General features: G+C 70.9%; 23 protein-coding genes. 13 read left to right on the top strand and 10 right to left on the bottom strand.

What is annotated here, in order from left to right:
• Positions 1-84 precede the first annotated feature (84 nt).
• Together ACTJKJ_RS05610 and ACTJKJ_RS05605 are read right to left on the bottom strand one after the other, a co-directional pair.
• The gene (locus tag ACTJKJ_RS05610; RefSeq protein WP_440819837.1) at positions 85-609 is read right to left on the bottom strand and encodes a hypothetical protein; all 525 of its coding nucleotides are present in this window, start codon (positions 607-609) and stop codon (positions 85-87) included.
• Positions 610-756: 147 nt separating this feature from the next.
• Positions 757-1,167, bottom strand: a complete 411-nt coding sequence (locus ACTJKJ_RS05605) for a hypothetical protein (RefSeq protein ID WP_175538127.1) — start codon at positions 1,165-1,167, stop codon at positions 757-759.
• Positions 1,168-1,650: 483 nt separating this feature from the next.
• Here ACTJKJ_RS05605 and ACTJKJ_RS05600 point away from each other — a divergent pair, with 483 nt between their 5' ends.
• From ACTJKJ_RS05600 to ACTJKJ_RS05585, 4 genes are all read left to right on the top strand, one after another.
• The gene (locus ACTJKJ_RS05600) at positions 1,651-3,642 is read left to right on the top strand and encodes a methyl-accepting chemotaxis protein (protein WP_440819836.1); all 1,992 of its coding nucleotides are present in this window, start codon (positions 1,651-1,653) and stop codon (positions 3,640-3,642) included.
• A 256-nt stretch (positions 3,643-3,898) separates the two neighbouring features.
• Entirely contained in the window at positions 3,899-4,585 is a 687-nt protein-coding gene (locus ACTJKJ_RS05595; protein ID WP_221211196.1) for a class I SAM-dependent methyltransferase, read from the top strand.
• Positions 4,586-4,669: 84 nt separating this feature from the next.
• Complete coding sequence (locus tag ACTJKJ_RS05590) at positions 4,670-5,680, top strand: VTT domain-containing protein (RefSeq protein ID WP_440819835.1); 1,011 nt, start codon at positions 4,670-4,672, stop codon at positions 5,678-5,680.
• Between the two features lie 52 nt (positions 5,681-5,732).
• Positions 5,733-6,311 (top strand): 3'-5' exonuclease, encoded by a 579-nt coding sequence (locus ACTJKJ_RS05585; RefSeq protein WP_297387315.1) that lies wholly within the window; start codon positions 5,733-5,735, stop codon positions 6,309-6,311.
• A 16-nt stretch (positions 6,312-6,327) separates the two neighbouring features.
• Here ACTJKJ_RS05585 and ACTJKJ_RS05580 read toward each other — a convergent pair whose 3' ends face one another.
• The 5 genes from ACTJKJ_RS05580 to ACTJKJ_RS05560 form a co-directional block, all read right to left on the bottom strand.
• The gene (locus tag ACTJKJ_RS05580) at positions 6,328-8,640 is read right to left on the bottom strand and encodes a diguanylate cyclase domain-containing protein (RefSeq protein ID WP_440819834.1); all 2,313 of its coding nucleotides are present in this window, start codon (positions 8,638-8,640) and stop codon (positions 6,328-6,330) included.
• A 39-nt stretch (positions 8,641-8,679) separates the two neighbouring features.
• Complete coding sequence (locus ACTJKJ_RS05575) at positions 8,680-8,931, bottom strand: cysteine-rich CWC family protein (protein WP_440819833.1); 252 nt, start codon at positions 8,929-8,931, stop codon at positions 8,680-8,682.
• Positions 8,932-8,953: 22 nt separating this feature from the next.
• The gene (locus tag ACTJKJ_RS05570; protein ID WP_440819832.1) at positions 8,954-10,504 is read right to left on the bottom strand and encodes a malonate--CoA ligase; all 1,551 of its coding nucleotides are present in this window, start codon (positions 10,502-10,504) and stop codon (positions 8,954-8,956) included.
• Positions 10,505-10,533: 29 nt separating this feature from the next.
• The gene (locus tag ACTJKJ_RS05565) at positions 10,534-11,544 is read right to left on the bottom strand and encodes a Bug family tripartite tricarboxylate transporter substrate binding protein (protein ID WP_183489075.1); all 1,011 of its coding nucleotides are present in this window, start codon (positions 11,542-11,544) and stop codon (positions 10,534-10,536) included.
• Between the two features lie 106 nt (positions 11,545-11,650).
• Positions 11,651-12,928 carry a malonyl-CoA decarboxylase domain-containing protein gene (locus tag ACTJKJ_RS05560; RefSeq protein WP_440819831.1) on the bottom strand — a complete coding sequence of 426 codons (1,278 nt, stop codon included), beginning with the start codon at positions 12,926-12,928 and terminating at the stop codon, positions 11,651-11,653.
• A 232-nt stretch (positions 12,929-13,160) separates the two neighbouring features.
• Here ACTJKJ_RS05560 and ACTJKJ_RS05555 point away from each other — a divergent pair, with 232 nt between their 5' ends.
• The 9 genes from ACTJKJ_RS05555 to ACTJKJ_RS05515 all read left to right on the top strand — a co-directional run bounded on the left by ACTJKJ_RS05555 (position 13,161) and on the right by ACTJKJ_RS05515 (position 23,811).
• Positions 13,161-14,753, top strand: a complete 1,593-nt coding sequence (locus tag ACTJKJ_RS05555; protein WP_440819830.1) for a sigma-54 interaction domain-containing protein — start codon at positions 13,161-13,163, stop codon at positions 14,751-14,753.
• Positions 14,754-14,923: 170 nt separating this feature from the next.
• Positions 14,924-16,561: a methyl-accepting chemotaxis protein gene (locus ACTJKJ_RS05550; RefSeq protein WP_147242027.1), complete on the top strand. Its 1,638-nt coding sequence runs from the start codon at positions 14,924-14,926 to the stop codon at positions 16,559-16,561.
• A 219-nt stretch (positions 16,562-16,780) separates the two neighbouring features.
• The gene (locus tag ACTJKJ_RS05545) at positions 16,781-17,983 is read left to right on the top strand and encodes a substrate-binding domain-containing protein (RefSeq protein ID WP_297387331.1); all 1,203 of its coding nucleotides are present in this window, start codon (positions 16,781-16,783) and stop codon (positions 17,981-17,983) included.
• Positions 17,984-18,046: 63 nt separating this feature from the next.
• Positions 18,047-19,306 (top strand): extracellular catalytic domain type 2 short-chain-length polyhydroxyalkanoate depolymerase, encoded by a 1,260-nt coding sequence (locus ACTJKJ_RS05540; protein WP_440819829.1) that lies wholly within the window; start codon positions 18,047-18,049, stop codon positions 19,304-19,306.
• A 26-nt stretch (positions 19,307-19,332) separates the two neighbouring features.
• Positions 19,333-20,088 (top strand): ABC transporter ATP-binding protein, encoded by a 756-nt coding sequence (locus ACTJKJ_RS05535; protein ID WP_147241545.1) that lies wholly within the window; start codon positions 19,333-19,335, stop codon positions 20,086-20,088.
• Positions 20,085-20,846: an ABC transporter ATP-binding protein gene (locus tag ACTJKJ_RS05530; RefSeq protein ID WP_091720511.1), complete on the top strand. Its 762-nt coding sequence runs from the start codon at positions 20,085-20,087 to the stop codon at positions 20,844-20,846. Before ACTJKJ_RS05535 ends, ACTJKJ_RS05530 begins: the two co-directional genes overlap by 4 nt.
• Positions 20,843-21,880: a branched-chain amino acid ABC transporter permease gene (locus ACTJKJ_RS05525; RefSeq protein WP_297387337.1), complete on the top strand. Its 1,038-nt coding sequence runs from the start codon at positions 20,843-20,845 to the stop codon at positions 21,878-21,880. The genes ACTJKJ_RS05530 and ACTJKJ_RS05525 overlap by 4 nt, the downstream gene beginning before the upstream one ends.
• A 21-nt stretch (positions 21,881-21,901) precedes the next feature.
• A complete protein-coding gene (locus tag ACTJKJ_RS05520; protein ID WP_440819968.1) occupies positions 21,902-22,969 on the top strand; it encodes a branched-chain amino acid ABC transporter permease in 1,068 nt (355 codons plus the stop codon).
• Positions 22,966-23,811, top strand: a complete 846-nt coding sequence (locus ACTJKJ_RS05515; protein WP_440819828.1) for an alpha/beta fold hydrolase — start codon at positions 22,966-22,968, stop codon at positions 23,809-23,811. Before ACTJKJ_RS05520 ends, ACTJKJ_RS05515 begins: the two co-directional genes overlap by 4 nt.
• A 22-nt stretch (positions 23,812-23,833) precedes the next feature.
• Here the strand turns inward: ACTJKJ_RS05515 and ACTJKJ_RS05510 are convergent, their stop codons facing one another.
• The 3 genes from ACTJKJ_RS05510 to ACTJKJ_RS05500 all read right to left on the bottom strand — a co-directional run bounded on the left by ACTJKJ_RS05510 (position 23,834) and on the right by ACTJKJ_RS05500 (position 25,027).
• The gene (locus tag ACTJKJ_RS05510; RefSeq protein WP_297387342.1) at positions 23,834-24,094 is read right to left on the bottom strand and encodes a hypothetical protein; all 261 of its coding nucleotides are present in this window, start codon (positions 24,092-24,094) and stop codon (positions 23,834-23,836) included.
• Between the two features lies 1 nt (position 24,095).
• On the bottom strand, positions 24,096-24,314 hold the full coding sequence (locus ACTJKJ_RS05505; protein ID WP_440819827.1) for a hypothetical protein: 219 nt from the start codon (positions 24,312-24,314) through the stop codon (positions 24,096-24,098).
• A gap of 191 nt (positions 24,315-24,505) precedes the next feature.
• Entirely contained in the window at positions 24,506-25,027 is a 522-nt protein-coding gene (locus ACTJKJ_RS05500) for a response regulator (RefSeq protein ID WP_440819826.1), read from the bottom strand.
• Positions 25,028-25,304 lie beyond the last annotated feature (277 nt).

The following is a 25,304-nucleotide window of genomic DNA, read 5'->3' as shown; positions in this document are numbered from 1 at the left end:
ACAAATGCCCGCTCCCGGCCGACGCTGGGGGCGGGCGGTACGAAGGCGCCTCTGGCCGGTGTCGCGTCGCGCCGGCCGGCGCTCTCAGGAGCGCAGGTCCTTGCCGTGGAACGCGCGCTCGAACTCCATGAACGCCGACGGCGAGTCATCCCTGACTTCCAGCCGCGAATCCGTGTAGAACTCGGAGCGTCGGTCGGACACCGGTCCACCGAAGGGATCGTCGGACCGGCGCAGCACCGCCACCGCCATCTGCGACCGCAGGCCCGCGAGCACGGGATCGGACCAGTTGCTGACGAGGGCTTCGAACTGCTTCAGCGCCTTCGCGATCACTTCCACCGGCAGATCGTTCAGCGCGTCCTGGCCACGGGCCGCCAGCGCGCGCTCGACGTAGCCGAGATGACGCATCACCCGCCGTGTCTGGCGATGCGTGTCGAGCAGTTTCTTGAGCGCCATGCCGGTGGACTTCTGCGCCTCGAGGGCGCTGCTGTCCGGCGGCGAGGGTTCGGGCGGAGGGGCCGCCACGCGGATGCCGATACGCCGGCCCTTGCGCTCCAGGCGCACGTCGGTCGAAAGGAGCCGGGCCATGCGGCGGAAGGGCGCCGCGAGCAAGGCGACGCCTCTGAGGGAGGCCAGGCGGGACGTGGACATAGGCGGCGGAGGATCCCAGACCCCCCACCGCGAGTCAGCACCAATTCCTAACGGCCTCTCGCGATGCCGTCGGCAACGCGAACTAGCTCACCAAAAGGACCGCGGCGCTCAGGCCGGGCCGGGCTTCTCGCCGTCGGGGGTCTCCGACGCAGGCGCGGGCGGCGAGCCAGCAGCCTTGCGCTGGGCCTTCTCTTCCTTCTTCTTTTTCTTGGCGAGTTCGCGTTGACGTTTCTCGTACTGGTAGTTCGGGGTAGCGATGGTGGCCTCCGTGAGGTTGGGGGTGATCGAGGAGCCTGAGGACGACTCGGCGAGGGCGCGAACGCGGACGATCTCCTGACGGTGGATGTTGGCCCCGGTGGTCGTGAGACGCAAATTGCCACCATGCCACTCCAGCCAGTCCAGATCCACCAGCCGATCGATCAGCTGTTCGGGGATCTCGCTGGCCTGGCGTCTTTGCAGGGCATCGACACTTTGGCGCAACGACACCCGGAGCTCGTCGAGGGTTTGGGGGACAGGCATGGAACACCTCCGCGCGTGTCGCGCCGCGACATGCGGCGCGAACAGAGTCGCCAAGCAATCAAGGCGAGGGCTTGCACGGCGTCCGTCGGAGGAAAACCAGGCGAAGACTTCGGGATGACAGGCTCACGGTCTATCGGGCGATCGTAGCGCAGCGGCACGGACGCTCGTTTCGCGCCCGCCAACCCCCTCACGATCCCCGTGTCAGGCCCCCCGGGCCGCGCTCCCGAACGCCACCGTGGACGACCATTCAGACGAGAAGGCGAGCCCCCGATCTCCCGGGCCGTGACACCGATCACGGTGCTCCTCCCCTCGTTCGCGGGGGCCGGGCCCCCCCTTCCGTACTGCGTCACGCTCGTCCGAAGTGGTGATATCGGCAGCGACGATTTCAAAAATATCATTTCATCAACCCATGCCGCCAGACTGATCGGCCGCCCACCGCGACCGCCCGCGCCTCCCGGCGCCGCTTGTCTCAAGAGCAGATCCATGAATGGTCTTTCCATCAAGAAGCAGCTGTCGTTCGCCTTCGCCGCGCTGGTCGCGGCGGTGATGCTGGTCAGCGTCGTCGCGCTGCGCGGCCTCGCTGCCGCCGATGCGCGGTTCGCCGGTTTCGTGCACGGCATCGATGAACGGGAATCGATGGCCGTCGACGTGCGCATCGCCGCCAACCGCCGCGCCATCGGCGTGCGGGACATGGTGATCGTCAAGGAGGCGGCGGACGTCGAGTCCGCCCGAAAGATGGCCCTCGACGCCCACTCGGCGATCGGCGAGCACCTGCGCAAGCTCAAGGACGCGGTGGCCGCCGCGCCTGACGCCAGTCCCCGCGAACGCGAGTTGGTCGCGCGTCTCCTGGAGGTGGAGGGGCGTTACGGCCCGGTCGCGGCAGGCATCGTCGAGCTGGCGTCCTCCGGCCGGCGCGATGAGGCGATGACCGCCATGACCCGTGACTGCCGCCCGCTGCTGGCGGCGCTGCTGGCCGCCACACGCGAGTACGTCGACTTCGCCGCCCGTGCGGCCGACGAGGAGATCGCCGCGTCCTCCGCCCAGTACCAGGCGCAGCGCTGGTGGCTGACGCTGCTCAGCCTCGCCGCCGTGGCGGCCGCCTGCGGCCTGGGCTGGCTGATCACGCGCCGCCTGATGAGCGCGCTTGGCACCGAGCCGGCGCAACTGGCCGACGCCGCCCGCCGCATCGCCGACGGCGACCTGCGTCCGGTCGAAAACGCCGCGCAGGCGCCGGCGGCCAGCGTGCTCGCCTCGATGGGGGCGATGCAGGGTCAACTGCTCGCGCTGATCGGCCAGGTACGCGGTTCCGCGGAGCAGATCGCCGACGCCAGCACCCGCATCGCGCAGGGCAACAACGACCTGTCGTCGCGGACCGAGGAACAGGCCGCGGCGCTCGAGGAGACCGCCGCCTCGATGGAGCAGCTCAGCGCCACGGTGCGCCAGAACGCCGACAACGCCCAGCAGGCCAACCAGCGGGCGCGCGAGGCCAGCGAGGTCGCGACCCGCGGCGGCGAGGTCGTGGGCCAGGTGGTCGACACCATGCGTGGCATCCACGAGAGCAGCCGCCGCATCGCCGACATCATCGGCGTCATCGACAGCATCGCGTTCCAGACCAACATCCTGGCGCTCAACGCCGCGGTCGAGGCCGCCCGCGCCGGCGAGCAGGGCCGCGGCTTCGCCGTCGTCGCCGCCGAGGTCCGCAGCCTGGCGAGCCGCTCGGCCGGAGCCGCCAAGGAGATCAAGCAGCTCATCGGCGACAGCGTCGCCCGCGTCGAGTTGGGCAGCGGGCTGGTCGACCAGGCCGGCGCCACGATGACCGAGGTGGTCGGCGCGATCCGGCAGGTGTCGGACATCGTCGGCGAGATCAGCGCCGCCAGCGTCGAGCAGAGCGCCGGCGTCGCGCAGGTCGGCGAAGCCATCACGCAGATGGACCGCGCCACGCAGCAGAACGCCGCGATGGTCGAGGAGAGCGCCGCCGCGGCGGACAGCATGAAGCGCCAGGCGATCGACATGGTCGGCGCGGTCGCGGTGTTCCGCACCGATGGGCAGTCGCCGCTCTCCGCGCAGCCCGTGCAGGCAGTGCAGCGGGACGGGCAGGAGAAACCGGCCTGGCAGGACCGCCAAGTGCGGCCTGGTCACCAGTTCCCGCAGGCGAAGCAGTTGCCGCGCGCGCTCGAGGCGAGCCGTCCTGCGGCCATCACGTCGCCGGCGCCCGCGTTGCGCCGCGACAACCCGCGCGCCGAGCCGGCACGGGCAGCCCCGGTGACGTCGTGGGTGCCACGCAAGCCCGCCTCCGCACCTGCACCCGCACCCGTGGCGGCGGCGAACGCGGTCATCCGTGTCGTGGCCGCCACGGCGACCCCGGCGAGACGGGGCGCGCCGGCGCCCGAGTTGCTGGTGGTGCCGACGAAACCGGCCTCTCGCAAGACCGCCGAGCCGGTCCTCGCCGGAGACGACGACTGGACGACGTTCTGACCGGCGATCCGGCCCTCGGGCAGCGCGAGCCAGAGCGGCCCCGGCCGTCTCCGCGACCTCCCAGGCGAGCGCGACCATGCTCGGCGCGAGCTGCAACCCGCGAGCTGCAGCCCGCGAGTTGCAGCCCCGCAGGCACCGGCCCGCGAGCCGTTAGCGCCTCGGGACTTTCCTGTCCCGAAAGCAAAGGATGTTGTCGGCGGCCGGGCGTGACTATGCTGCCCGCACCGCCGCGGTGCCTGCCGCCAAGGAGACGCCCATGCCGGCCGCCCATTCCGCCAGTCCGCTGGTTCGCATCGATTACCCCCACATCGCCCGGCGCGAGATGCTGGCCTTCCTGCCGCCGGACTGCCTGCGGGTGCTGGACGTCGGCTGCAACACCGGCGCGTTCGGGGAGGCGGTCAAGACGGCGCGCCCCGGCACCGAGGTCTGGGGCGTGGAGCCGGACGCCGGCGCCGCCGAGCGCGCCGGCCAGCACCTGGACCGCGTGCTGCAAGGTTATTTCGACCCGACGCTGCCGCTGCCCGAGGCGCATTTCCACGCCATCGTCTTCAACGACGTGCTCGAGCACATGCCCGATCCCTGGGCCGCGCTGAACCACGCCGCGCCGCTGCTGGCGCCCGGCGGCGTGGTCCTGGCCTCGCTGCCCAACCTGCTGCACCTGGACACGATCTGGCCGCTGCTGCACGACCGCGACTTCCGCTACGAGCGCTGCGGCGTCCGCGACCGCACCCACCTGCGCTTCTTCACTCGCACCAGCGCGATGAGGATGTTCGACGAGTGCGGCTACGAGGTGCTCAGCGTGCAGGGCATCAACGAGCAGTGGTACACGCCGTCGATCAAGCGGCGGCTCGCCTTCCGGCTGTTCGGGCGGCAGCTGGAGGAGACGAAGTACGTGCAGTTCGCCTTCGTCGCCCGGCCGGCGCCGCAGCGGCTGGCGTCCTGAGCCGGCGGGGCGCGCGGCGTTCGCGCCATCGCCCAATCGCCCCACCGCCGACCGGAGTCCTCGCCAGCCGCGACAATGCGCCGCATGCGCGCCCTGATCGACCTGCTGATCCAGCACGACTTCCTGCTCGTCTTCCTCGTGACGCTGGCCGCGCGCATCGGCGCGCCGTTGCCGGCGGCGCCGCTGCTGGTGGTGGCCGGGGGGCTGGCGGCGGCGGGGCGGCTGTCGGCGCTATCGCTGGTCGTGGCCGCGGTGCTGGCCAACGTGCTGGGCGACGCGATCTGGTTCATCGCCGGGCGCACCCATGGCCACCGCGTGCTGCGGCTGCTGTGCCGCGTCTCGCTGTCGCCGGACGTCTGCGTGCGCCAGAGCGAGAGCCTGATCGCGCGCTGGGGCGGCAGCTCGCTGCTGGCGGCCAAGTTCCTGCCCGGCATCTCGGTGGTCGCCGCGCCGATGGCCGGCGCGCTGGGCATGGGCTGGCGGCGCTTCGTCGCCTACGACGCCGTCGCCGGCCTGGTGTGGACGCTGTGTTTCCTCGGCCTGGGCCTGGTCTTCAGCGACCAGATCCAGGACGTGCTGGACGCGCTGTCCAACGCCGGCCTGCTGGCGCTGGCGGCGCTCGGCGCGGTGCTGTTGCTGCTGGTGGGCAACCGCTGGCGCCGTCGCCGCCAGATGGCGCGGCTGCAGGGCGAGGTCGAACGCATCAGCGTCGAGGACGCCGCCGCGCTGGTCGACCAGGACATGGCGCCGCTGTTCATCGACGTGCGCAGCGACCCCGGTCGCGCCGCCGATCCGCGCACGCTGCCCGGCGCGCTCAACATCCCGCTGACGCGCCTGCCCGACTACGCCGACCAGCTGCCCCGCGACCGCCTGCTGGTCCTTTATTGCAACTGCCCGAACGAGATCTCCGCGGTGCAGGGCGCCCACGAGCTGCTCCAGCGCGGCCATGCGCGGGTGCTGGCGCTGGACGGCGGCCTGGACGGCTGGCATGCGCTGCAGCGCCGCCGCGGCCGGGATCGCGGCGACAGCGGCGACGGCGATGCGGTCGATCCGCCGTCCTCGCCCGCGCCGACCGCCGCGCCGGCCGTCCCCTGATCTGAGGAGGGGCGACGGCCGGGGCTGGCGCGCCGCTTGCATACTCGCTCCCATGACCGTCGCTGCCCTGCCTGCCGCCGTCCCGGTGCTCGCGCCGACCATCCTCGACCTGGAAGCCTCGGGCTTCGGTCGCGGCAGTTATCCGATCGAGATCGGCTTCGTCGAGCCGGGCGGGCTGCCGTTCTGCTCGCTGATCCAGCCGGCGCCCGAGTGGTCGCACTGGGACGAGCAGGCCGAGGCGCTGCACGGCATCTCCCGCGAGCTGCTGCTGCGCCATGGCCGGCCGCGCGAGTGGGTCGCGGACGAACTCAACCGGCGCCTGGCCGGGCAGACGGTCTATTCGGACAGCTGGGGCCACGACTACAGCTGGCTGTCCAAGCTCTTCGACAGCGCCGACCGGCTGCCGCGCTTCCGCCTCGAGGACCTGCGCCGGCTGCTGTCCGAGGACGAGGCCGGCCGCTGGAACGCGGTGCAGCAGGAAGTACGCGCCGAGGCGCAATTGCGCCGGCACCGCGCCAGCGCCGACGCCAAGGTGCTGCAGATGACGCTGATGCGCCTGAAACACGGCGCCGCGACGCCGACGGCGGGCCTGAACGGCCGCGACCCGGCCGACTTCGGCCAGTGCGGCTGAGCCCGCTCCGCGGCGGTCAGCCCCGGCTTGCGGGCGGCGTCTCGCCGGACGGCCCGAGCCGGTCGGCGCAGAGGCTGCCGTTGGACCGTCCACGGCCCGCGCGCTTGGCGCGGTAGAGCGCCTCGTCGGCGCGGGTGACGAGGTCGTCGATGTCGGCCTGCCGGGCCCATTCGACGCAGAAACCGACGCTCGTGCCGATGTGCAGCTCCAGCGCCCCGATGCGGAAGGGCATCGTCAGCGCATGCACCAGCTTGTCGGCGACCACCTGTGCGTCGACGGGCCGGGCGACGTGGGTCAGGAACACCGCGAATTCGTCGCCGCCGAGGCGGGCGACCAGGTCCTGCGGCCGCAGCGCATGCCGCAACCGCCCGGCGACAGCCTTGAGCAGCGCGTCGCCGACCGGATGGCCGTACTCGTCGTTGACCGGCTTGAAGCGGTCCAGGTCCAGGTAGAGCAGCGCCACCAGCTCGTCGCGGTCGACCGCCCGGCCCAGCGCCGCGTGGACCTGCGACGCGAAGCCGGCCCGGTTGAGCAGCTCGGTCAGCGGGTCGGTGTTGGAGGCGCGCAGCAGTCGCAGCTGTTCCTGCTTCACGTCGGTCACGTCGCGCGCCACGCCGTAGGCGCCGAGGATGGTGCCGTCGTCGTTGAGCAGCGGCGCATAGGTGAGCTCGACGTAGCGGGTCTCGCCGCGATCGTCGCCGTCCAGCGGCATGGGCCGGCTGACGCCGTCGTCGTCGCGCATCTCGACCAGGCTGGTCTCGCCCGCGAAGGCGCGCTGGATCAGCGGCTGCACCGCCGGGTAGAGCTCGTCGAAAACCTCGGACGCATGCCGGCCCAGCCAGGACCGCTCCGGGATGTCGAAGCGGCGCTCGAAGGCCTTGTTGCAGAACAGCACCCGTTCGTCGGTGTCGACGGCCAGCATCATGACGTTGACGCTCTGCGCCATCGCGCCCATGACGGCCTGGCTGCGTTCGCGCTCGCGGCGCGCGGCCAGCTCGGCGCTGATGTCGGCGAGGGTGCCGGCATGGGCGACGATGCGGTCGCCCAGCCGCATCGGTCGCATGCGCAGCCGCACTAGCAGCGCGCTGCCATCGCGGCGGATGAGCTGATGCACGCGGTCCACCGGCTCGCCGCGCGCGACCAGCGCCACCCATTGCGCGCGCGTGGGCTCGCGCTCGGCCGCCGGCAGCCGCTCCAGCCAGCCCCAGGCCAGCGCGTCGCGGTCGACCTCCAGCAGGCGCAGGTAGGTCTCGTTGGCGTAGACGGTGCGGCCGCCGAGGTCGCAGCGGAACAGCCCCATCGGCGAGGCGTCGGCGGTGGCCTCGCTCTCCGCCTCGCGCAGCCGCGCGCGCTGCTGCAGCCGGGTGAACCAGGCCATCAGCCCGACCGCGATCGCGCTGATGACGACCGAGAAGACCAGCACCGCGCGGCGCTGCTGCAGGTAGCCGGCGAGGATGCGGTCGCGCTCGAAGGAGACGAACAGGCGCAGCGGATAGTCCTGCAGCACGCGGTAGGAAACGATGCGCTCGCGGCCGTCGGCGGGGCTGCGGGTCACGATGAACTGGCCGCTGGCCGGCGGGTTGGGCGGCACCACCTCGTCGCCGGGCACCTCGCGCAGGTTGCTGCCGATCAGTCCCGGCACCTCCGGCCAGCGCGCCATCGCGATGCCGTCGTCGCGTTCCAGCAGCACGGCCATGCCCGAGCGCATCGAGCGCGCGCGGTAGCTGCGCAGCAGCGTCTCCAGGTCGATGAAGCCGACGGTGGCAGTGAAGGGGCCGGTGGGCGCGCTCAGCCGGGTGGCCATCGGCATCACGACATGGGCGCCCGGCCGCAGCCGCAGTGGCGCGCCGACGATGACGCTGGGCCCGCCGGGCCGGCCCAGTTCCGACAGGAAACTCTTCGGGCCGAGGTCCACGTAAGGCTCGCCGGTCACCGAGGGGATGCGCCACAGGCGGCCCTCGGGGCTGGCCAGCATCACGTCGGTCAGGCCGCGCGAGTTGTCGCGCAGCGAGTCGGCCAGCAGCGACACCGTCGCGTCCAGGTCCTGCCGCTCGTTGCGGCGCGTCATCAGCAGCAGGTCCAGCGTGCGCAGGCTGCCCTCGGTCTCGCGCAGCAGCTGCTCGGTGTCCTGCGCCGCGTTGAGGGCGATCGCATGCAGGTCCTGCTGGAGGTCCTCGACCAGCGAGCGCGGATACAGCAGCGCGAACCACAGCACCAGCGCCCACAGCACCACCAGCACCAGGCCCAGCGCGAGGAAGGGGCCGTAGACCAGCAGGCGCCGCATCCGCAGGCGCTCGGCGACCGACTGGCTGAACAGGGAGGGAGCCATCCGCGGCATTTTGGACGCGCGGCGCCGGGGTTCAAACGCTCAGAAAGGGGGCACCGGCGGCCCTGTTCGGGACCCATCCGGCACATGGCTGCCGGGGTCGTCGCGAGCCAGTTCCGCGAGGCATTTCAGGCACAGGCATTGCTCGGGCCAGCGCGCCGCCAGGTCCCGCTTGAGGTCCTCCCCCAGGCGCGTGCCGAAGCACGCGCACCAGCCGTCCTCGACGCCGCAATGAAAACCGCCGCCGCAGCGCGGGCAGGCGGTGTTGTCGGGGAGCGGCGTGGGGAGGCTCATGGGGCGGGATTGTCAGCCGGGCTCAGGCGAACAAGCCCCGATGCCGGTCCCGCAGCAGGTTCTTCTGCACCTTGCCCATCGCGTTGCGCGGCAGCTCGGTCTCGACGAACACCCGCTTGGGGACCTTGAACCCGGCGATGCGGTCCTTCAGCGACGCGATCAGGGTCGCGCCGTCCAGCGCGGCGCCGGCGCGCGGCACGACCACCGCGATCACGCCCTCGCCGAAGTCCGGGTGCGGCACGCCCACCACCGCGGACTCGGCCACGCCCGGCAATTCGTTGAGCCAGCCCTCGATCTCGGCCGGGTAGACGTTGTAGCCGCCGCTGATGATCAGGTCCTTGCTGCGGCCGACGATCGTCACGTAGCCCTGCTCGTCGCGGCGGCCGACGTCGCCGGTCTTGAACCAGCCGTCGGCGGTGAACTCCTCCTTCGTCTTCTCCGGCATGCGCCAGTAGCCGGCGAAGACATTCGGCCCGCGGACCTGGATGTGGCCGATCTCGCCCTCGCCGGTGCTGGGGCAGGGCGCGCCGGCGTCATCGACGACGCGCAGGCCGACGCCCGGCAAGGGGAAGCCCACCGTGCCGCCGCGGCGCGGGCCGTCCTCGGCCCGGTAGGGGTTGGAGGTCAGCATGACGGTCTCGCTCATGCCGTAGCGCTCCAGGATGGTGTGGCCGGTGCGGCGCTGCCATTCCTGGAAAGTCTCGATCAGCAGCGGCGCCGAGCCGCTGATGAAGAGCCGCATCCGCGCGCAGGCGTCCGCGGTCAGCGTGGCCTGCTCGAGCAGGCGCACGTACAGCGTCGGCACGCCCATGAACAGCGTCGCGTCGGACAGGCGCGCGATGACGGCGCGCGGCTCGAAGCGGTTGAACCAGAGCATGCGCGCGCCGGCCAGCAGCGCGCCGTGCGACGCGACGAACAGGCCGTGCACATGGAAGATCGGCAGCGCATGGATCAGCACGTCGTCCGTCTGCCAGCCCCAGGCATGGCGCAGCACCTCGGCGTTGGACAGCAGGTTGCCGTGGCTGAGCATCGCGCCCTTGCTGCGCCCGGTCGTGCCGCTGGTGTAGAGGATGGCGGCCAGGTCGTCCGGCTGCTTCGCCGCCACCTGGTGGGTGTCGGGCATCTGCACCGCGCGGTCCAGCAGCGTGCCGCTGCGGTCCTCGTTGAGGGTGAACACCCAGGGCACCTTGGCCTGGAAGGCCAGCTTGCTGATCCAGCCGAAGTGCTTGCCCGCGCAGACCACCACGGCCGGTTCCGCGTTGCCGATGAAGTACTCGAGCTCTGCCGCCTGGTAGCCGGTGTTCAGCGGCAGGTAGACATAACCGGCGCGCAGCACCGCGAGGTAGAGCAACAGCGCCTCGACGCTCTTCTCGGTCTGCACCGCGACGCGGCTGCCGGCGGGCAGGTCCAGCGAGTCCAGCAGGTTGGCGATCATCGCCGTGGCGCGGTCGATGTCGCGCCAGCTGTAGCGCTGGCCGGCATCGGGGCCGTCGGCCAGCTCGATCGCGCAGGCGTCCAGGTCGTCGGAGAAATTCGCGCGCAGTGCCGCGAAGAGATTGGCGTTGGGTGTCATGTCCGTCGGCGGGAGTCAGGCAGGGAGCATCAATCCAGTTTCGCACCGGAGCGCTTGACCACGTCGGCCCAGCGCACCACCTCGCCATGCACGTACTTGCCGAAGGCGTCGCCGTAGAGGTTGGGCATCTCGGTGCCCAGGCCGGTCCAGATCGTCTTGAGTTCCTCGGTGGCGAAGGCCTTGCGCAGCTCGGCCTGCATCGCGGCGACCGCTTCCTTGGGCGTGCCCTTGGGCGCCCACAGGCCGTACCAGGTCGAGACCTGGTATTGCGGGATGCCGGCCTCGACGGCGCTGGGGATGTCGGGGAAACCGGGCGCGCGCTTGGCCGAGGCCACCGCCAGCGCCTTGATGCGGCCGCCGCGGATGTGGGCCGCCGACGAGCCCAGGCCGTCGAACATCAGGTCCACCTGGCCCGCCATCAGGTCCTGCAGCGCCGGACCGGCGCCGCGGTAGGGAATGTGCGTGATGAAGGTCTGCGTCTGCAGCTTGAAGAGCTCGCCCGCCAGGTGGTGGGAGGTGCCGTTGCCGGCCGAGCCGTAGTTCAGCTTGCCGGGGTTCTTCTTCAGCAGGTCCAGCAGGCCCTTCACGTCGGTCGCCTGGACCTTGCCCGGGTTGATCACGATCACCTGCGGCACGCTGGAGATCAGGCCGACGGGGACGAAGTCCTCCTCCAGCTTGTACTCGAGCTTCGGATACATGGCCGGCGCGATCGCATGGTGGACCGCGCCCATGAAGAAGGTGTAGCCGTCGGGCGCGGCCTTGGAGGCGAGCGTCGCGCCGACGGTGCCGCCGGCGCCGCCCTTGTTGTCGATGATGAACTGCTTGCCGGTCTGCTTGGTCAGCACCGCGGTCAGCGGCCGCGCGAAGGCGTCGGTGCCGCCGCCGGCCGGGAAGGGCACGACGATGGTGACCGGCCGGCTCGGCCAGGCGCCCTGCGCGAAGGCCGAGGGCGCGAATGCGGCACCGAAGGCGCCCGCGCCGACGGCGGCCAGGGTGGCGGCGCCGAGCACGCGGCGGCGGGACGGGGAAGTCGAAGTCATGGCGGTCTCCTCTGGGCCTCTGCGGGCGGTGGTGTCGTGATGAAGGGCAGGCGATCGGGGTGGGAAATCGGGGCGTGGCATCGGTGGGGGACGGCGCGGCGCCGGCTCACAGCAGTCCGCTGACGGCGCGCGCGGTGGCGATCTCCCCTTGGGTGAAGGCTTCGTGGTGTTCCTCGATCCGGTCGAGGTCGTACAGGTAATTGACCATCATCCCGTGCGACTGTTTCAGCCCCTTGGCGGAGCGGTCGCCCCCGGGGTTCAGGCGCTCGAGCCGCGCGCCGTTGTCCAGGTGGAAGCGCGCGACCGGATCGCCGCCGGGCAGCGGCGTCTGGCCGATCAGGTAGACGGCGGCGAGCTGGCGCAGGTCGGCCTGCAGCGCCTCGTCCTCGAGCGCGGCCGGCCCCGCGAGCGCCGCGGCCGTGTGGTGCCGCACGCGCTCCAGCGCCTGCGCGGCGCGCTCGCGCTGCGCCGGCTTGAGGCCCGCCAGCTCCTCCAGCGACGACAGGCCCTGCAGCCAGGCGGCGAAGCCGGGCAGCGGCGACAGCGTGCAGAACTGCTTGATCCGCGGCAGCTCGCGCTTGAGGTGCTCGGCGACGCGCTTGATCAGGAAGTTGCCCAGCGACACGCCGCGCAGGCCCGGCTCGCAGTTGCTGATCGAGTAGAAGACGGCGGTCTTGTAGCTGCTGGCCGGCAGCGGCTCGGCGCGCTTGGCGATCAGCGGCGCGATCGCGTCCGGCATGTCCGCCAGCAGCGCGACCTCGACGAAGATCAGCGGCTCGCTGGGCAGCTGCGGATGGAAGAAGGCGAACAACCGCCGGTCCGGCAGCAGGCGCCGGCGCAGGTCGTCCCAGCCATCGATCGCATGCACCGCCTCGTGGTGGATGACCTGCTCCAGCAGCCGCGCGGGGGAGTTCCAGTCCACCTGCCGCATCTCCAGGAAGCCTGGGTTGAACCAGGAGGACAGCAGGTGCAGCAGGTCGGCGTCGACCATGCGCCAGTCGGGATGGGCCTTGAGGCCTTCCAGCAGCCGGCGCCGCATCCGCACCAGGGTGCCGGTGCCGCCCGGTGCCCGGTTCAGGCGCCGGAAGAGCTCCTGCCGGGGCGGCTCGCTGAGCTCGGTGAGCGCGCGCAGCGTCTCGGTGCCGGGCGCGTCGGCGTAGGCCTGCGCGGCGCGGAGCACGGCGGCCGGCTCGGGATTGAAATCGGCGGCCAGCTTGTCGAAGACAGCCGGCCAGGCGGGCGCAGGCAGCGCGCCCATGCGGCCGATCAGGTCCTGCGCCAGGCCCAGGCTGTTGGCCTGGCCGCGCTCGGACAGGAGCTTGCGCGCCAAGGCCAGCACCTGCCTTGCCGCGCGCGCCGAAGTCCAGGAGTCCACGATGGCCATGAGGGCGGTTTATAGCTGGATCGGCCGCGACGCGGGCAGGCCGCCGCCTCAGGGAATCCCCAGGGCGGGCGTGCGGGCGGGATGGCCCTCGCACCGCCGGGCCGGCTGCTACATTGCCTCGCATCAGATCCGAGGCGGCCTCACGCAGTGGCGGCTCGACCCGGACACGGCCCCGGACAGGGCCCGGACGCTTCGCCCAGGAGCGGCCTGGGTGCAGCCAAGGAGACAAGCCATGAACGACATTCCGCAGGATGCCGACGCGGTGCTGCGGCTGGCGGCGCAGTCGATGTTCGACGTGCTGGCCAGCACGGCCCAGGGCGCGATGGTGGTGAACCGCGCGCACCGCGTCGTCTGGATCAGCGAGGGCTACAAGCGCTTCCTGCCGGCGCTGGGTTTCCGCGACGAGTCCGAGTTCGTCGGCCGCCGCGTCGAGGAGGTCGTGCCCAACACGCTGATGGCGCAGGTCATCGACACCGGCCAGCCCATCCTGGTGGACCTGCTGACCAACAAGGCGGGCACCTTCCTCGTCAGCCGGCTGCCGCTGCGCGGCCCGGGCGGCGAGGTGATCGGCGCGATGGGCATGGTGCTGCTCGACCATCCCGAGACGACGATGCAGCCGCTGATGAACAAGTTCGCCTGCCTCCAGGCGGAGCTCGACGAGACCCGCCGCCAGCTGGCCGCCGAGCAGTCGCGCAACCGCCGGCCCAAGCACCGCATCATCGACTTCGTCGGCGCGAGCCCCGCGGCGGTCGAGGTCAAGCGGCAGGCGCGCCGTGTCGCGCAGGCCGATGCGACGGTGCTGCTGCTGGGCGAGACCGGCACCGGCAAGGAGCTGCTGGCGCATGCGATCCACGCGGCCTCGCGGCGGGCGGGCAAGCCGCTGGTGTCGGTCAACATCGCCGCGGTGCCGGAGACGCTGCTGGAGGCCGAGTTCTTCGGCGTCGCGCCCGGCGCGTACACCGGCGCCGAGCGCAAGGGACGCGACGGCAAGTTCCGGCTGGCCGATGGCGGCACGCTGTTCCTCGACGAGATCGGCGACATGCCGCCCGCCTTGCAGGCCAAGCTGCTGCGCGTGCTGCAGGAGCAGGAGCTCGAGCCGCTGGGCAGCAACGAGGTGGTCAAGGTCGACGTGCGCGTCATCGCCGCCACCAGCCGCGACCTCGAGGCCATGGTGCGGCGCGGGGAATTCCGTGCCGACCTGTTCTACCGGCTCCATGTGCTGCCGATCCGGCTGCCGTCGCTGCGCGAGCGGGCCGAGGACATCGAATCGCTGGTCGAGGTGCTGCTCGAGGACATCGCCCGCCGCGGCGGACTGGCGCCGAAGACGCTGAGCGCCGCGGCGCTGCGCGCGCTGACGGCGCGGCCGTGGCCGGGCAATGTCCGCGAACTGCGCAACGCACTGGAGCAGGCCTTCCTGATGAGCGACGAGGCGCAGCTGGAGCCGCGCCACTTCGGCCTGAGGGATCCCGGCGTGCCGACGCCATGCGCGCTGGGCGCGGGCCTTGCGCGCGCGATCGCCGCGATGCCCGAGCCACCGGCGGGCGCCCCGGGGGCGACGGCCTTCCAACGGACGCCGGGTGGCGAGCCGCAAGCGCCCTGGGCGCAGGACCGGATCGAGGACGGCGCGTCCATGCCGGCCTCGATGGCGGCGTCCGGTCCCGCCGCGACGCTGCCGGCCCGCAAGGCCGAGCTGGAGCGTGCCGCCATCGCGCAGGCGCTGCGCCGCACCAACGGCAACCGCATGGCCGCGGCGCGCCTGCTGGCGATCTCCCGCGCCACGCTCTACGAGAAGCTCGCCAAGTACCCGGAACTGGCTTCAGGCTGACGCGTACGCCAGCACCCCGGCGTGAGCCCGGCGCCACATCGTCACGTTTGCGCCGTGTTCATGGGCTTCATCGAGGGTTCGAGGGCTTGCCGCGCGCGGGGCGGCATGCGCATATTGCAGGGCAAGGAACACGACAAGGGCCGGACCCACCGGCTCGCCCAGGAGACCCCATGAACACGCTGACCACGCCCGCGACCGGTTTCCATGCGACCGCGCCCACTGCTTCCACCGCAGGCGCCACGGGAACGGCGAGACCGGCATCGCGCCGGGCCTGGACGCTGGCGACCAAGCTGCGCGTCGCGGTGCTCGCGGCCGTGGTCGGCTTCGTGGTGCTGGTGATGTGGCTCAGCCACCGATCGGCGATGAGCCTGCTGGACGTGAAGATGATCACGACGGTGGAGCAGGTCAAGAACGCCGAGCAGATCGCCAAGCGCTACTTCGACCGCGTCGGCGCCGGCGGCCTGACCGAGGCCGAGGCCCGCAAGCAGGCGGCGGCCGAGATCGGCAAGATCCGCTACTCCGGCAACGAGTACCTCTGGATCAACGACATGAGCCCCAAGATGGTCATGCACCCGATCAAGCCGGAGCTCAACGACAAGGACCTGTCCGGCAACAAGGACCCGAACGGCCTGAAGCTGTTCGTCGCCTTCGTCGACACGGTCAAGAGCCAGGGCAGCGGCTTCGTCGACTACCTCTGGCCCAAGCCCGGCGCCAAGGATCCCGAGCCCAAGCGCTCCTACGTCGCCGGCTTCAAGCCCTGGGGCTGGGTCATCGGCTCGGGCGTCTACATCGACGATGTCTCCGCGATCGCGCGACGCGACGCGACGATCGCGCTGACGCTGGTGATTGCGGTGGGCATCGCCGCGATGGTGGCGGTCGAGTGGTTCGCGCGCGGCCTCAAGCGCCGGCTCGACCAGATGCGTGAAGTCGTCGAGGCCGTGGCCAACGGCGACCTGCGCGCCCAGGTGCTCGGCAACCAGGCGGCCGGCAGCGACGAGATCGGCGTGGTGCTCACGCAGGTGGCGGCGATGCAGGTCCGGCTCAGCGACCTGGTGCGCGCGATCCGCGACGCCACCGACTCGATCCAGCATGCCTCGCAGGAAGTGGCCATGGGCAGCCAGGACCTGTCGCAGCGCAGCGAGCAGGCGGCCTCCAGCCTGCAGCAGACGGCGGCCTCGATGCAGGAGCTGACCCAGCAGGTGACGAACTCCGCGCAGGCGGCGCACCAGACCAACCAGCTCGCCATCGGCGCGGCGGACCGGGCCAAGCTCGGCGCCGACGTGATGGGCGAGGTGGTGCAGACCATGGACGGCATCGCCGGCGCCAGCCGCAAGATCTCCGACATCATCTCGGTCATCGACGGCGTGGCCTTCCAGACCAACATCCTGGCGCTGAACGCCGCGGTCGAGGCCGCGCGTGCCGGCGAGCAGGGCCGCGGCTTCGCGGTCGTCGCCAGCGAGGTGCGGGCGCTCGCGCAGCGCAGCGCCAACGCCGCCAAGGAGATCAAGGCGCTGATCAACGACTCGGTCTCGCGCGTCGACGCCGGCAGCGCCCAGGTCGGCCGCGCCGGCGAGGCGATGGGCCAGATCCTGCAGTCGGTGCAGCAGGTCAGCGGCACCGTCGCCGAGATCAGCCAGTCCAGCGCCGGCCAGTCCGACGGCCTCGCGCAGATCAACCAGGCCGTCGCCCACCTGGACGACATGACGCAGCAGAACGCGGCGCTGGTCGAGCAGACCGCCGCCGCGGCCGAATCGCTGCAGCAGCAGGCCCGCCTGCTCAACGCGCAGGTCGCGACCTTCCGCACCTGAGCCCGCGCGGCCGGGCCGCGCGCACCGCCTGGACTCCGGACACAGCGTCTGGAGTCCGGACAGGCTTGTGTTCGCCACCGCACGCCACTGTCTGGAGTCCGGACGGTGGCGTGGCCATGGGTGCGGTGAATCCGAGGGTTCTCCCGCACGGCACGGGCCTTGCGAAGGAGGGGCACGAGACCGGCGCACGACCGGTCCGCCCCACAGGAGACCCGGCCCATGACCCCTGGCTTCATCCGCGCCACCGCTGGCGCGGCCCTGGCGCTGAGCGCCGCCTTCGGCGCGAGCCTTCCCGCGTTCGCGCAAGGCAAGGAGATCCGTATCGTCCACGTCTACAGCCGCACCGGCCCGCTCGAGGCCTACGGCAAGCAGACGCAGACCGGCTTCCTGATGGGCCTGGACTACGCGACCGGCGGCACGATGACGGTCGCCGGCCGCAAGCTGGTCGTCCTGGAGAAGGACGACCAGGGCAAACCGGACGTCGGCAAAAGCCAGCTGGCGGCGGCCTACGGCGACGATAAGGCCGACCTGGCCGTGGGCCCGTCCTCGTCGGGCGTGGCGCTCGCGCTGCTGCCGGTGGCCGAGGAATACAAGAAGATCCTGCTGGTCGAGCCGGCCGTCGCCGATTCGATCACCGGCGACAAGTGGAACAAGTACATCTTCCGGACCGGTCGCAACAGCTCGCAGGACGCGATCTCCAATGCGGTGGCGCTGGACCGGCCGGGCACCGTCATCGCGACGCTGGCCCAGGACTACGCCTTCGGCCGCGACGGCGTGAAGGCCTTCAAGGATGCGATCAAGAAGGCCAGGGTCGTCCATGAGGAGTACCTCCCCCCGACGACCACCGACTTCACCGCCGGCGCGCAGCGCCTGATCGACAAGCTCAAGGACCAGCCCGGCCGCAAGGTGATCTTCATCATCTGGGCCGGCGCCGGGAACCCGTTCAAGATCGCCGACCTCGACCTCAAGCGCTACGGCATCGAGATCGCCACCGGCGGCAACATCCTGCCGGCGATGGCCGCCTACAAGGCGCTGCCCGGCATGGAGGGCGCGACCTACTACTACTTCGGCATCCCGAAGAACCCGGTCAACGAGTGGCTGGTGGCCAACCACTACAAGCGCTTCCAGTCGCCGCCCGACTTCTTCACCGCCGGCGGCATGAGCGCCGCGATCGCGGTGGTGGAGGCGCTCAAGAAGACCGGCGGCGACACGACGACGCAGAAGCTCATCAAGGCGATGGAGGGCATGAGCTTCGAGACGCCCAAGGGCCGCATGACCTTCCGCGCGGAAGACCACCAGGCGATGCAGTCGATGTACCACTTCAAGATCAAGGTCGACCCCGCCTTCGCCTGGGGCGTGCCCGAGCTGGTGCGCGAGATCAAGCCGGAGGAGATGGCCATCCCCATCCGCAACGCGCGTTGACCGGCGGCGACCCACCACCGTCCCCCAACGTCCAGGAGGTTTCCATGAAGTCTTCCGCAGTCCGTGGTTCCACGATCCGGGCGCTGGCGCCCGCCGCGCCGGCCTTCGNTGGCGGTCACGCTGGCCTTGGCCGCGGCGGGCGCCGCGCAGGCGGCGGCGCCGCTGCCGGTGCTCAACATCGACAAGACGAAGATCACCGTCTCGGGGCTGTCGTCGGGCGGCTTCATGGCCAACCAGCTCGGCTACGCGCATTCATCGACCTTCAAGGGCGTGGGCGTCTTCGCCGGCGGGCCCTACATGTGCGCCGGCCACAGCAACTACACGGCCTGCATGTACAACGCGACGATCCCGGCATCGGCGCTGAGCACGATGCAGGCCGACCTCAACAACTGGAGCGGCACCGCGATCGACGCCAAGAGCAACGTGGCCGCGCAGAAGGTCTACCTGTTCGTCGGCACCAGCGACGCAACCGTCGGGCCCAACCCGATGAACGCCGTGCAGACGCAGTACCTCGACAACGGCGTGGCGGCGGCCAACCTCTCCTACGTGCAGCGCAGCGGCACCGCGCACGTGCTGCCCACCGACTTCGACGCGAGCGGCAACACCAGCTGCGGCACCAGCGCCTCGCCCTACATCGCCAACTGCGGCTACGACGGCGCCAAGGCTGTGCTGACGCAGCTGTACGGCCCGCTCAACGCGCGCAACGACAGCCCGGCCGCCGCCAACTACGTCGAGTTCGACCAGACCGCGTTCAGCACCAACCCCGGCCTGGCCACCAGCGGCTGGGCCTACATCCCGGCCAACTGCGCGGCGGGCCAGCCCTGCAAGCTGCATGTCGCGCTGCATGGCTGCCAGCAGAACTACGCGACCATCGGCGACAAGTTCGTGAGGAACACCGGCTTCTCGCGCTGGGCCGACACCAACAGCATCGTCGTGCTGTTCCCGCAGACCCGGGTGGACAACACCGCGCGCTCGACGGCCGCCAGCGGCCTGCTGCCCAATCCCAACGGCTGCTGGGACTGGGTGGGCTGGTACGGCTCCAACTTCGCGCAGAAGGCCGGGACGCAGGTCGCCGCGATCAAGGCGATGGTGGACCAGGTGTCGGGCGGCGATCCCGGCGACCCCGGCGATCCGGGCACGCCGGCGCCGGTCTGCTTCACCTCGTCGAACTACACCCACACCGTCTCCGGCCGCGCCTACGCGCTGTACGGCCTGACCTACGCGAATGGCTCCAACCAGGCCATGGGCCTGTGGAACATCTACGCCACGACGACGCTGAAGCGAACCGCGCCCAACTACTACGTGATCGGCACCTGCCCCTGAGGCGCCGGCCAGCCACCCCTGCACGCATGCTCGAGACCCGCGACCTCACCATCCGCTTCGGCGGCCACACGGCGGTGGACCGCGTCAGCTGCGCCTTCCATCCGGGCACGCTGACCGCCATCGTCGGGCCCAATGGCGCCGGCAAGACGACCTACTTCAACCTGATCTCGGGCCAGCTCGGCGCGAGCGCCGGGCGCGTGCTGCTCGACGGCGAGGACCTGACGCGCATGGCCGCGCCGCTGCGCACCCGGCGCGGGCTGGGGCGGGCCTTCCAGCTGACGCAGCTGTTCCCGACGCTGAGCGTGCGGGAGAACGTGCGGCTCGCCGTGCAGTCGCGCTGTGGCGAGGGACTGCGGATGTTGTCGGTCTGGCTGCATCACCGGGAGCTGCTGGACGAGGCGCAGGCCATCGTCGAGCGCGTCCGCCTGGGGCATCGCGCCGACGCGCCGGCGGCCAGCCTGCCGCATGGCGACCAGCGCAAGCTGGAGGTGGCGATGCTGATGGCGCTGCGCCCCAAGGTCTACCTGTTCGACGAACCCACCGCCGGCATGAGCGTCGACGAGGTGCCGGTCATCCTGGACCTGATCCGCGCGCTGAAGGCGGAGGGGACCCACACGATCCTGCTGGTCGAGCACAAGATGGATGTGGTGCGCGAGCTGGCCGACCGCATCGTCGTGCTGCACAACGGGCAGTTGGTGGCGGACGGCGAGCCGGCGGCGGTGATCGCCTCGCCGGTGGTCCAGAACGCCTACCTGGGTCTGGCGATGCCGGAGGCCGCATGAGCGCCGCCACCGATCGCGCGCTGCTGCGGCTGGAGGGCGTGCACACGCACATCGGCGCTTATCACATCCTGCATGGCGTCGACCTCGCGGCGCGCGAGGGCGAGGTCACGATGCTGCTGGGCCGCAATGGCGCCGGCAAGACGACGACGCTGCGCACGGTGATGGGGCTGTGGCGCGCGGGCGCCGGTCGCGTGCTGCTGGACGGGCGACCGATCCAGGCGCTGCCGACGCCGGAGATCGCGCGCCTGGACATCGCCTACGTGCCGGAGAACATGGGCATCTTCGGCGACCTGACGGTGCGCGAGAACCTGTTGCTGGCCGCGCGCGGGGCGCGCTCGCTGGACGAGCTGGACACCGCGCGGCTGGACTGGCTCTTCGGCCTGTTCCCGGCGCTGCGCAAGTTCTGGCTGTATCCGGCTGGCAAGCTCAGCGGTGGGCAGAAGCAGATGCTGGCGATCGCGCGCGCGATGGTGGAGCCGCGACGGCTGCTGCTGATCGACGAGCCGACCAAGGGCCTGGCGCCGGCCATCATCCGCAACCTGATCGAGGCGCTGCAGGAGATCAAGCGCGGCCGTGACGGCGCGCGCACGACGGTGCTGCTGGTCGAGCAGAACTTCATGGTCGCGCAGGCGCTGGGCGATGGGGTCGCGGTGATGGACGACGGCCGCGTCGTGCACGCTGGACGCATGGCCGAGCTGGCGGCCGACGAGGCGCTGCAGCAGCGCCTGCTGGGCCTGTCGCTGGCGGCGCACCAATGAGCGGCTTCTCGACGCCATCCTCCGTCGCGCCGTCGCCGGCGACCGACGCGGTGCCGCAGGCGCGCTTCGACCGGGTTCCGCTGCTGCTGATCGCGGCGCTCGCGCTGGGCGCGCTGCCGCTGATCGGGTCGGCGTCGAGCTGGGCGACGCTGACGATCGCCGGGTTGGCGATGGGCCTGATCGTCTTCGTCATCGCCTCCGGCTTGACCCTCGTCTTCGGCCTGATGGACGTGCTGAATTTCGGCCACGGCGTGTTCATCGCGCTGGGCGCCTTCGTGGCCACGACGGTGATGGGCGCGATGGGCGGCTTCGTGGCGAGCCCCTCGCTGGCCGCGAACCTCGGCGCGGTGGCCGTGGCGGCGCTGGCGGGCATCGTCAGCGCGGCGGCGCTCGGGCTGGTGTTCGAGCGGGTGCTGGTGCGGCCGGTCTACGGCATGCACCTGAAGCAGATCCTGATCACGATGGGCGGGATGATCATCGGCGAGGAGCTGATCAAGCTCGTCTGGGGGCCGCAGATGATCCCGCTGCAGCCGCCCGAGTCGCTGCGCGGCGCGCTCATCGTCGGCGACGTGGCGGTCGAGAAGTTCCGGCTGCTGGCCGTCGTGGTGGGGCTGCTGGTCTTCGCCGGCCTGCTGTGGCTGCTGAACCGCACCAAGCTGGGTCTGCTGATCCGCGCCGGCGTGCAGGACCGCGAGATGGTGGAGAGCCTGGGCTACCGCATCCGGCGGCTGTTCGTCGCCGTGTTCGTCGCGGGTTCCGGCCTGGCGGGGCTGGGCGGCGTGCTGTGGGGGCTGTACCAGCAGAGCGTGATCCCGCAGATCGGGGCGCAGGTCAACACGCTGATCTTCATCGTCATCATCATCGGCGGGCTGGGCTCGACGCTGGGCTGCTTCGCCGGCGCGCTGCTGGTGGGGCTGATGGCCAACTACTGCGGCTTCCTGGCGCCCAAGGCGGCGCTGTTCTCCAACATCGCGCTGATGGTCGCCGTGCTGCTGTGGCGGCCGCAGGGCCTCTATCCGGTCAGCCACCGTTGAGCGGAGCCCGCCCTCATGTCCCTGATCCGATCCCTGCTGTCCCATGACCTGCCGCGCAGCCGCGTGCTGGCGGCGCTGCTGCTGCTCACGGTGCTGGCGCTGGCGCTGACGCCCTTCGTGTTCCCCGGCACGAAGGCGCTCAACGTGGCGGCCAAGATCCTCGTGTTCATCGTGCTGGTCGGCAGCTACGACCTGCTGCTGGGCTACACCGGCATCGTCAGCTTCGCCCACACGATGTTCTTCGGCATCGGCGCCTACGGCGTCGCCATCGTGAGCACGCGGCTGGAGCCGGGCTTCACGGCGCTGGCGATCGGCATCGGCGGCGCGCTGGGGCTGTCGCTGCTGCTGGCGCTGGTCATCGGCCTGTTCTCGCTGCGGGTCAAGGCGATCTTCTTCGCGATGATCACCCTGGCCGTCGCCGCGGCCTTCCAGGGCCTGGCGTCGCAGCTGTCGGACTTCACCGGCGGCGAGGACGGCCTGAACTTCCGCCTGCCCGCGCTGCTGTCGCCGTCGACTGAATTCCTGGAGGAGCCCTTCCTCGGCGTCTCCGTCGACGGCCGGCTGCTGAGCTATTACCTGCTCTTCGTCATGACGCTGGTGCTGGTGCTGGCCTTGCTGCGCATCGTCAATTCGCCCTTCGGGCGGGTGCTGCAGGCGATCCGCGACAACGACTTCCGCGCCGAGGCCATCGGCTACCGGCTGGTGACCTACCGGACGCTGTCCACGCTGCTGGCCGCGCTGTTCGCGACGCTCGCGGGCGCGCTGCTCGCGATCTGGCTGCGCTACAACGGGCCCGACACCTCGCTGTCCTTCGAGATCATGCTGGACATCCTGCTGATCGTCGTGATCGGCGGCATGGGCACGATCTACGGCGCGGTGATCGGTAGCGCGCTGTTCGTGCTGGCGCAGAGCTACCTGCAGGACCTGATGCGGGTCGGCGCGTCGGCGGTGGAGGGCGTGCCGGTGCTGTCGCAGCTGATCGCGCCCGAGCGCTGGCTGCTGTGGCTGGGCGTGCTGTTCGTGCTGGCCGTGTACCACTTCCCGAACGGCCTGGTCGGGCGCCTGCGGCAGGCGAGGAGAAGTACTTGAAGTCGACGTCGAACTACCTGCGCTGCGAGGGCCGGGAACTCCATTACATGGACTGGGGCGATCCGGGCGCGGCGCCGGTCATCGCCTGGCACGGCCTGGCGCGCACCGGGCGCGACATGGACGACCTGGCGGCGCACCTGGCGCAGTCCGGGCGTTATCGCGTGATCTGCCCGGACACGATCGGGCGGGGGCTGTCGCAGTGGAGCCCGGACCCGGACAACGAATACCACCTGGCCTTCTACGTGAAGCTCGCGGTGGCGCTGGTGGACCAGCTCGGGCTGGCGGACTGTCACTGGGTGGGCACGTCGATGGGGGGCGCGATCGGGCTGCTGGCGGCGGCGACCTCCCTGCGCGGCCGCATCCGGCGGCTGGTGCTGAACGACATCGGGCCGGAGCTCGCCGAACCCGCGATCCAGCGCATCCGTGCTTATGCCGGCGATCCGGCGGCCTTCGATACGGTGGGCGAGCTGGAGCGCTATTTCCGTCAGATCTACCAGCCCTACGGCTGGATGAGCGAGGCGCAATGGCGCCGGTTGACGGAGACCTCGACACGCCGCCTGCCGGACGGCCGGGTGACGCCGCATTACGACCCGGCGATGGTGCGCCAGTTCTTCGTCCACCCGGACGATTACAAGCGCTGGACCGAATGGGATTCGCTCAGCCTGCCGGTGCTGTGCCTGCGCGGGGAGAGCTCCGATCTGCTGTTGCCGGAGACAGCCGAGGCGATGCGGGTGCGTGGGCCCCGCGCGGAGGTGGTGACGGTGCCGGGTTGCGGGCACGCGCCCGCGCTGAACGTGCCGGAGCACTTCGAGATCGTGGAGCGCTTCCTGGCGGGGGACTGACGGTCGGTGCGCGTCAAGGCGTTCATCGCTTGATCAGCCAGCCGAGGATGCCGCCGAAGGCGGCTGTCAACGTCGACGTGGCCCACCAGCGGTCCTCTTGCGGCGCGCAGGCGTCGAGCAAGGTGACGATGCTGAATCCAACCAGCGTCAGCAGCACCAGCACGCTCACGAAGAACAGCGACAGTTCGCGGATGCGCCGCGCCGTTGCATCGGCCATCGGTTCCCGGGGCGCGATCGCCGAGCGCAACTCATGGTCTTCGGGGAGCAGGTCTGACGGTGGCATGTCAAACCCCTTCGAGCGCTTCGGTCAGCAGGTCCTTGCGGTGCGATTCGATGAACCCGAAAGCGGCCCCGGCGCGGACGCGTCGGCGGATCTCGAAGTACAGCCGGAGCGCTCGAAGGACGACCTGGGCATCCGTGCGCTTGTCCTCCAGCGCGATGAGGTGGATCTCGGTCTGCAGGCGCTCGCTCGGCTCGTACGACGTGAGCGGGTAGGAATACATGCTTCAACCTCCTGGCGGTGGATACGCCCGCAGGTCGGGCGCGGACTGGCAGTGAAGCACGCGCGCATTGTTCCGCGCCAGTCCCGCGAAGGGGGATCCGAGTCAGCTCTGAGCAAGATCAACAGGCCGCGGCGGGCCTGTCGTGTGCACGCCGCGTCGACCCACGGTCCAGCGCGACGGGGCGTGCGGCGTCAGTCGTTGAGCTGCGGCAGATCGAGCCAGCGCGCCAGGCGCCGGCGCAGCGTCAGGAAGTCCAGCGGCTTGGTCAGGTGCTCGTCCATGCCGGCCTTCAGGCTGTCGGCCACGTCGCTGTCCAGCGCGTGCGCCGTCAGCGCCAGGATCGGAAAGCGCGGCAGCCTGCCCTGCGCCTGCTGCTCCCGCAGCCGGCGCGCGCATTCCAGGCCGTCCATGCCCGGCATCTGGATGTCCATCAGCACCAGGCTGGGCGCCGCGTACTCGCACAGGTCCAGCGCTTCCTGGCCATTGCGCGCGAGCTGCGTCTTCAAGCCCATCAGCGCCAGGAATTCCAGCGCCACCACCTGGTTGATCGGGTTGTCCTCGACCAGCAGCACGAAGGGCTCGCCCGGGGCCGGGCGCTGGCCGGAAATCGTCGGATCGGTCATCGAGGAAGGGGGCGACGGCTTGGCGGACGCGTCCGACGTCATCAAGACCAGCGTGGTCTCGGAAATGGGATGGCCGTCGTTTCTGTCCATGTCGCTTGTCGTCCCCGCTCCGGTCGGGAGGCGAGGTATTCCCTGAAAAACGTCGCCCGCCGTTCAGGTCGAACCGGGGTCGGTGTTGCTCGGCGGCGACGGGGTCCATTGTTGCCGCACCCCCCGAAGACTAGCAAGTGTGCGGAAGTCATCGGTCGGAGGCCTTGACAAGAGGTATGCGAAGGCTTCCTGAACGGTCTTCTGTTTTCAATTGCTTACCACTGCGTCACGCCGGTCACGCCGCGCGCGTCCCGCCGGCTGCTGCCAATTCATGGCG

Origin of the sequence: Roseateles sp. 22389, assembly GCF_052044995.1 — a bacterium.
In the GTDB taxonomy this organism is placed as follows: domain Bacteria; phylum Pseudomonadota; class Gammaproteobacteria; order Burkholderiales; family Burkholderiaceae_C; genus Roseateles.
Note: the sequence above shows the minus strand (reverse complement) of the source record. Positions and strands in the feature narration are given on the sequence as shown.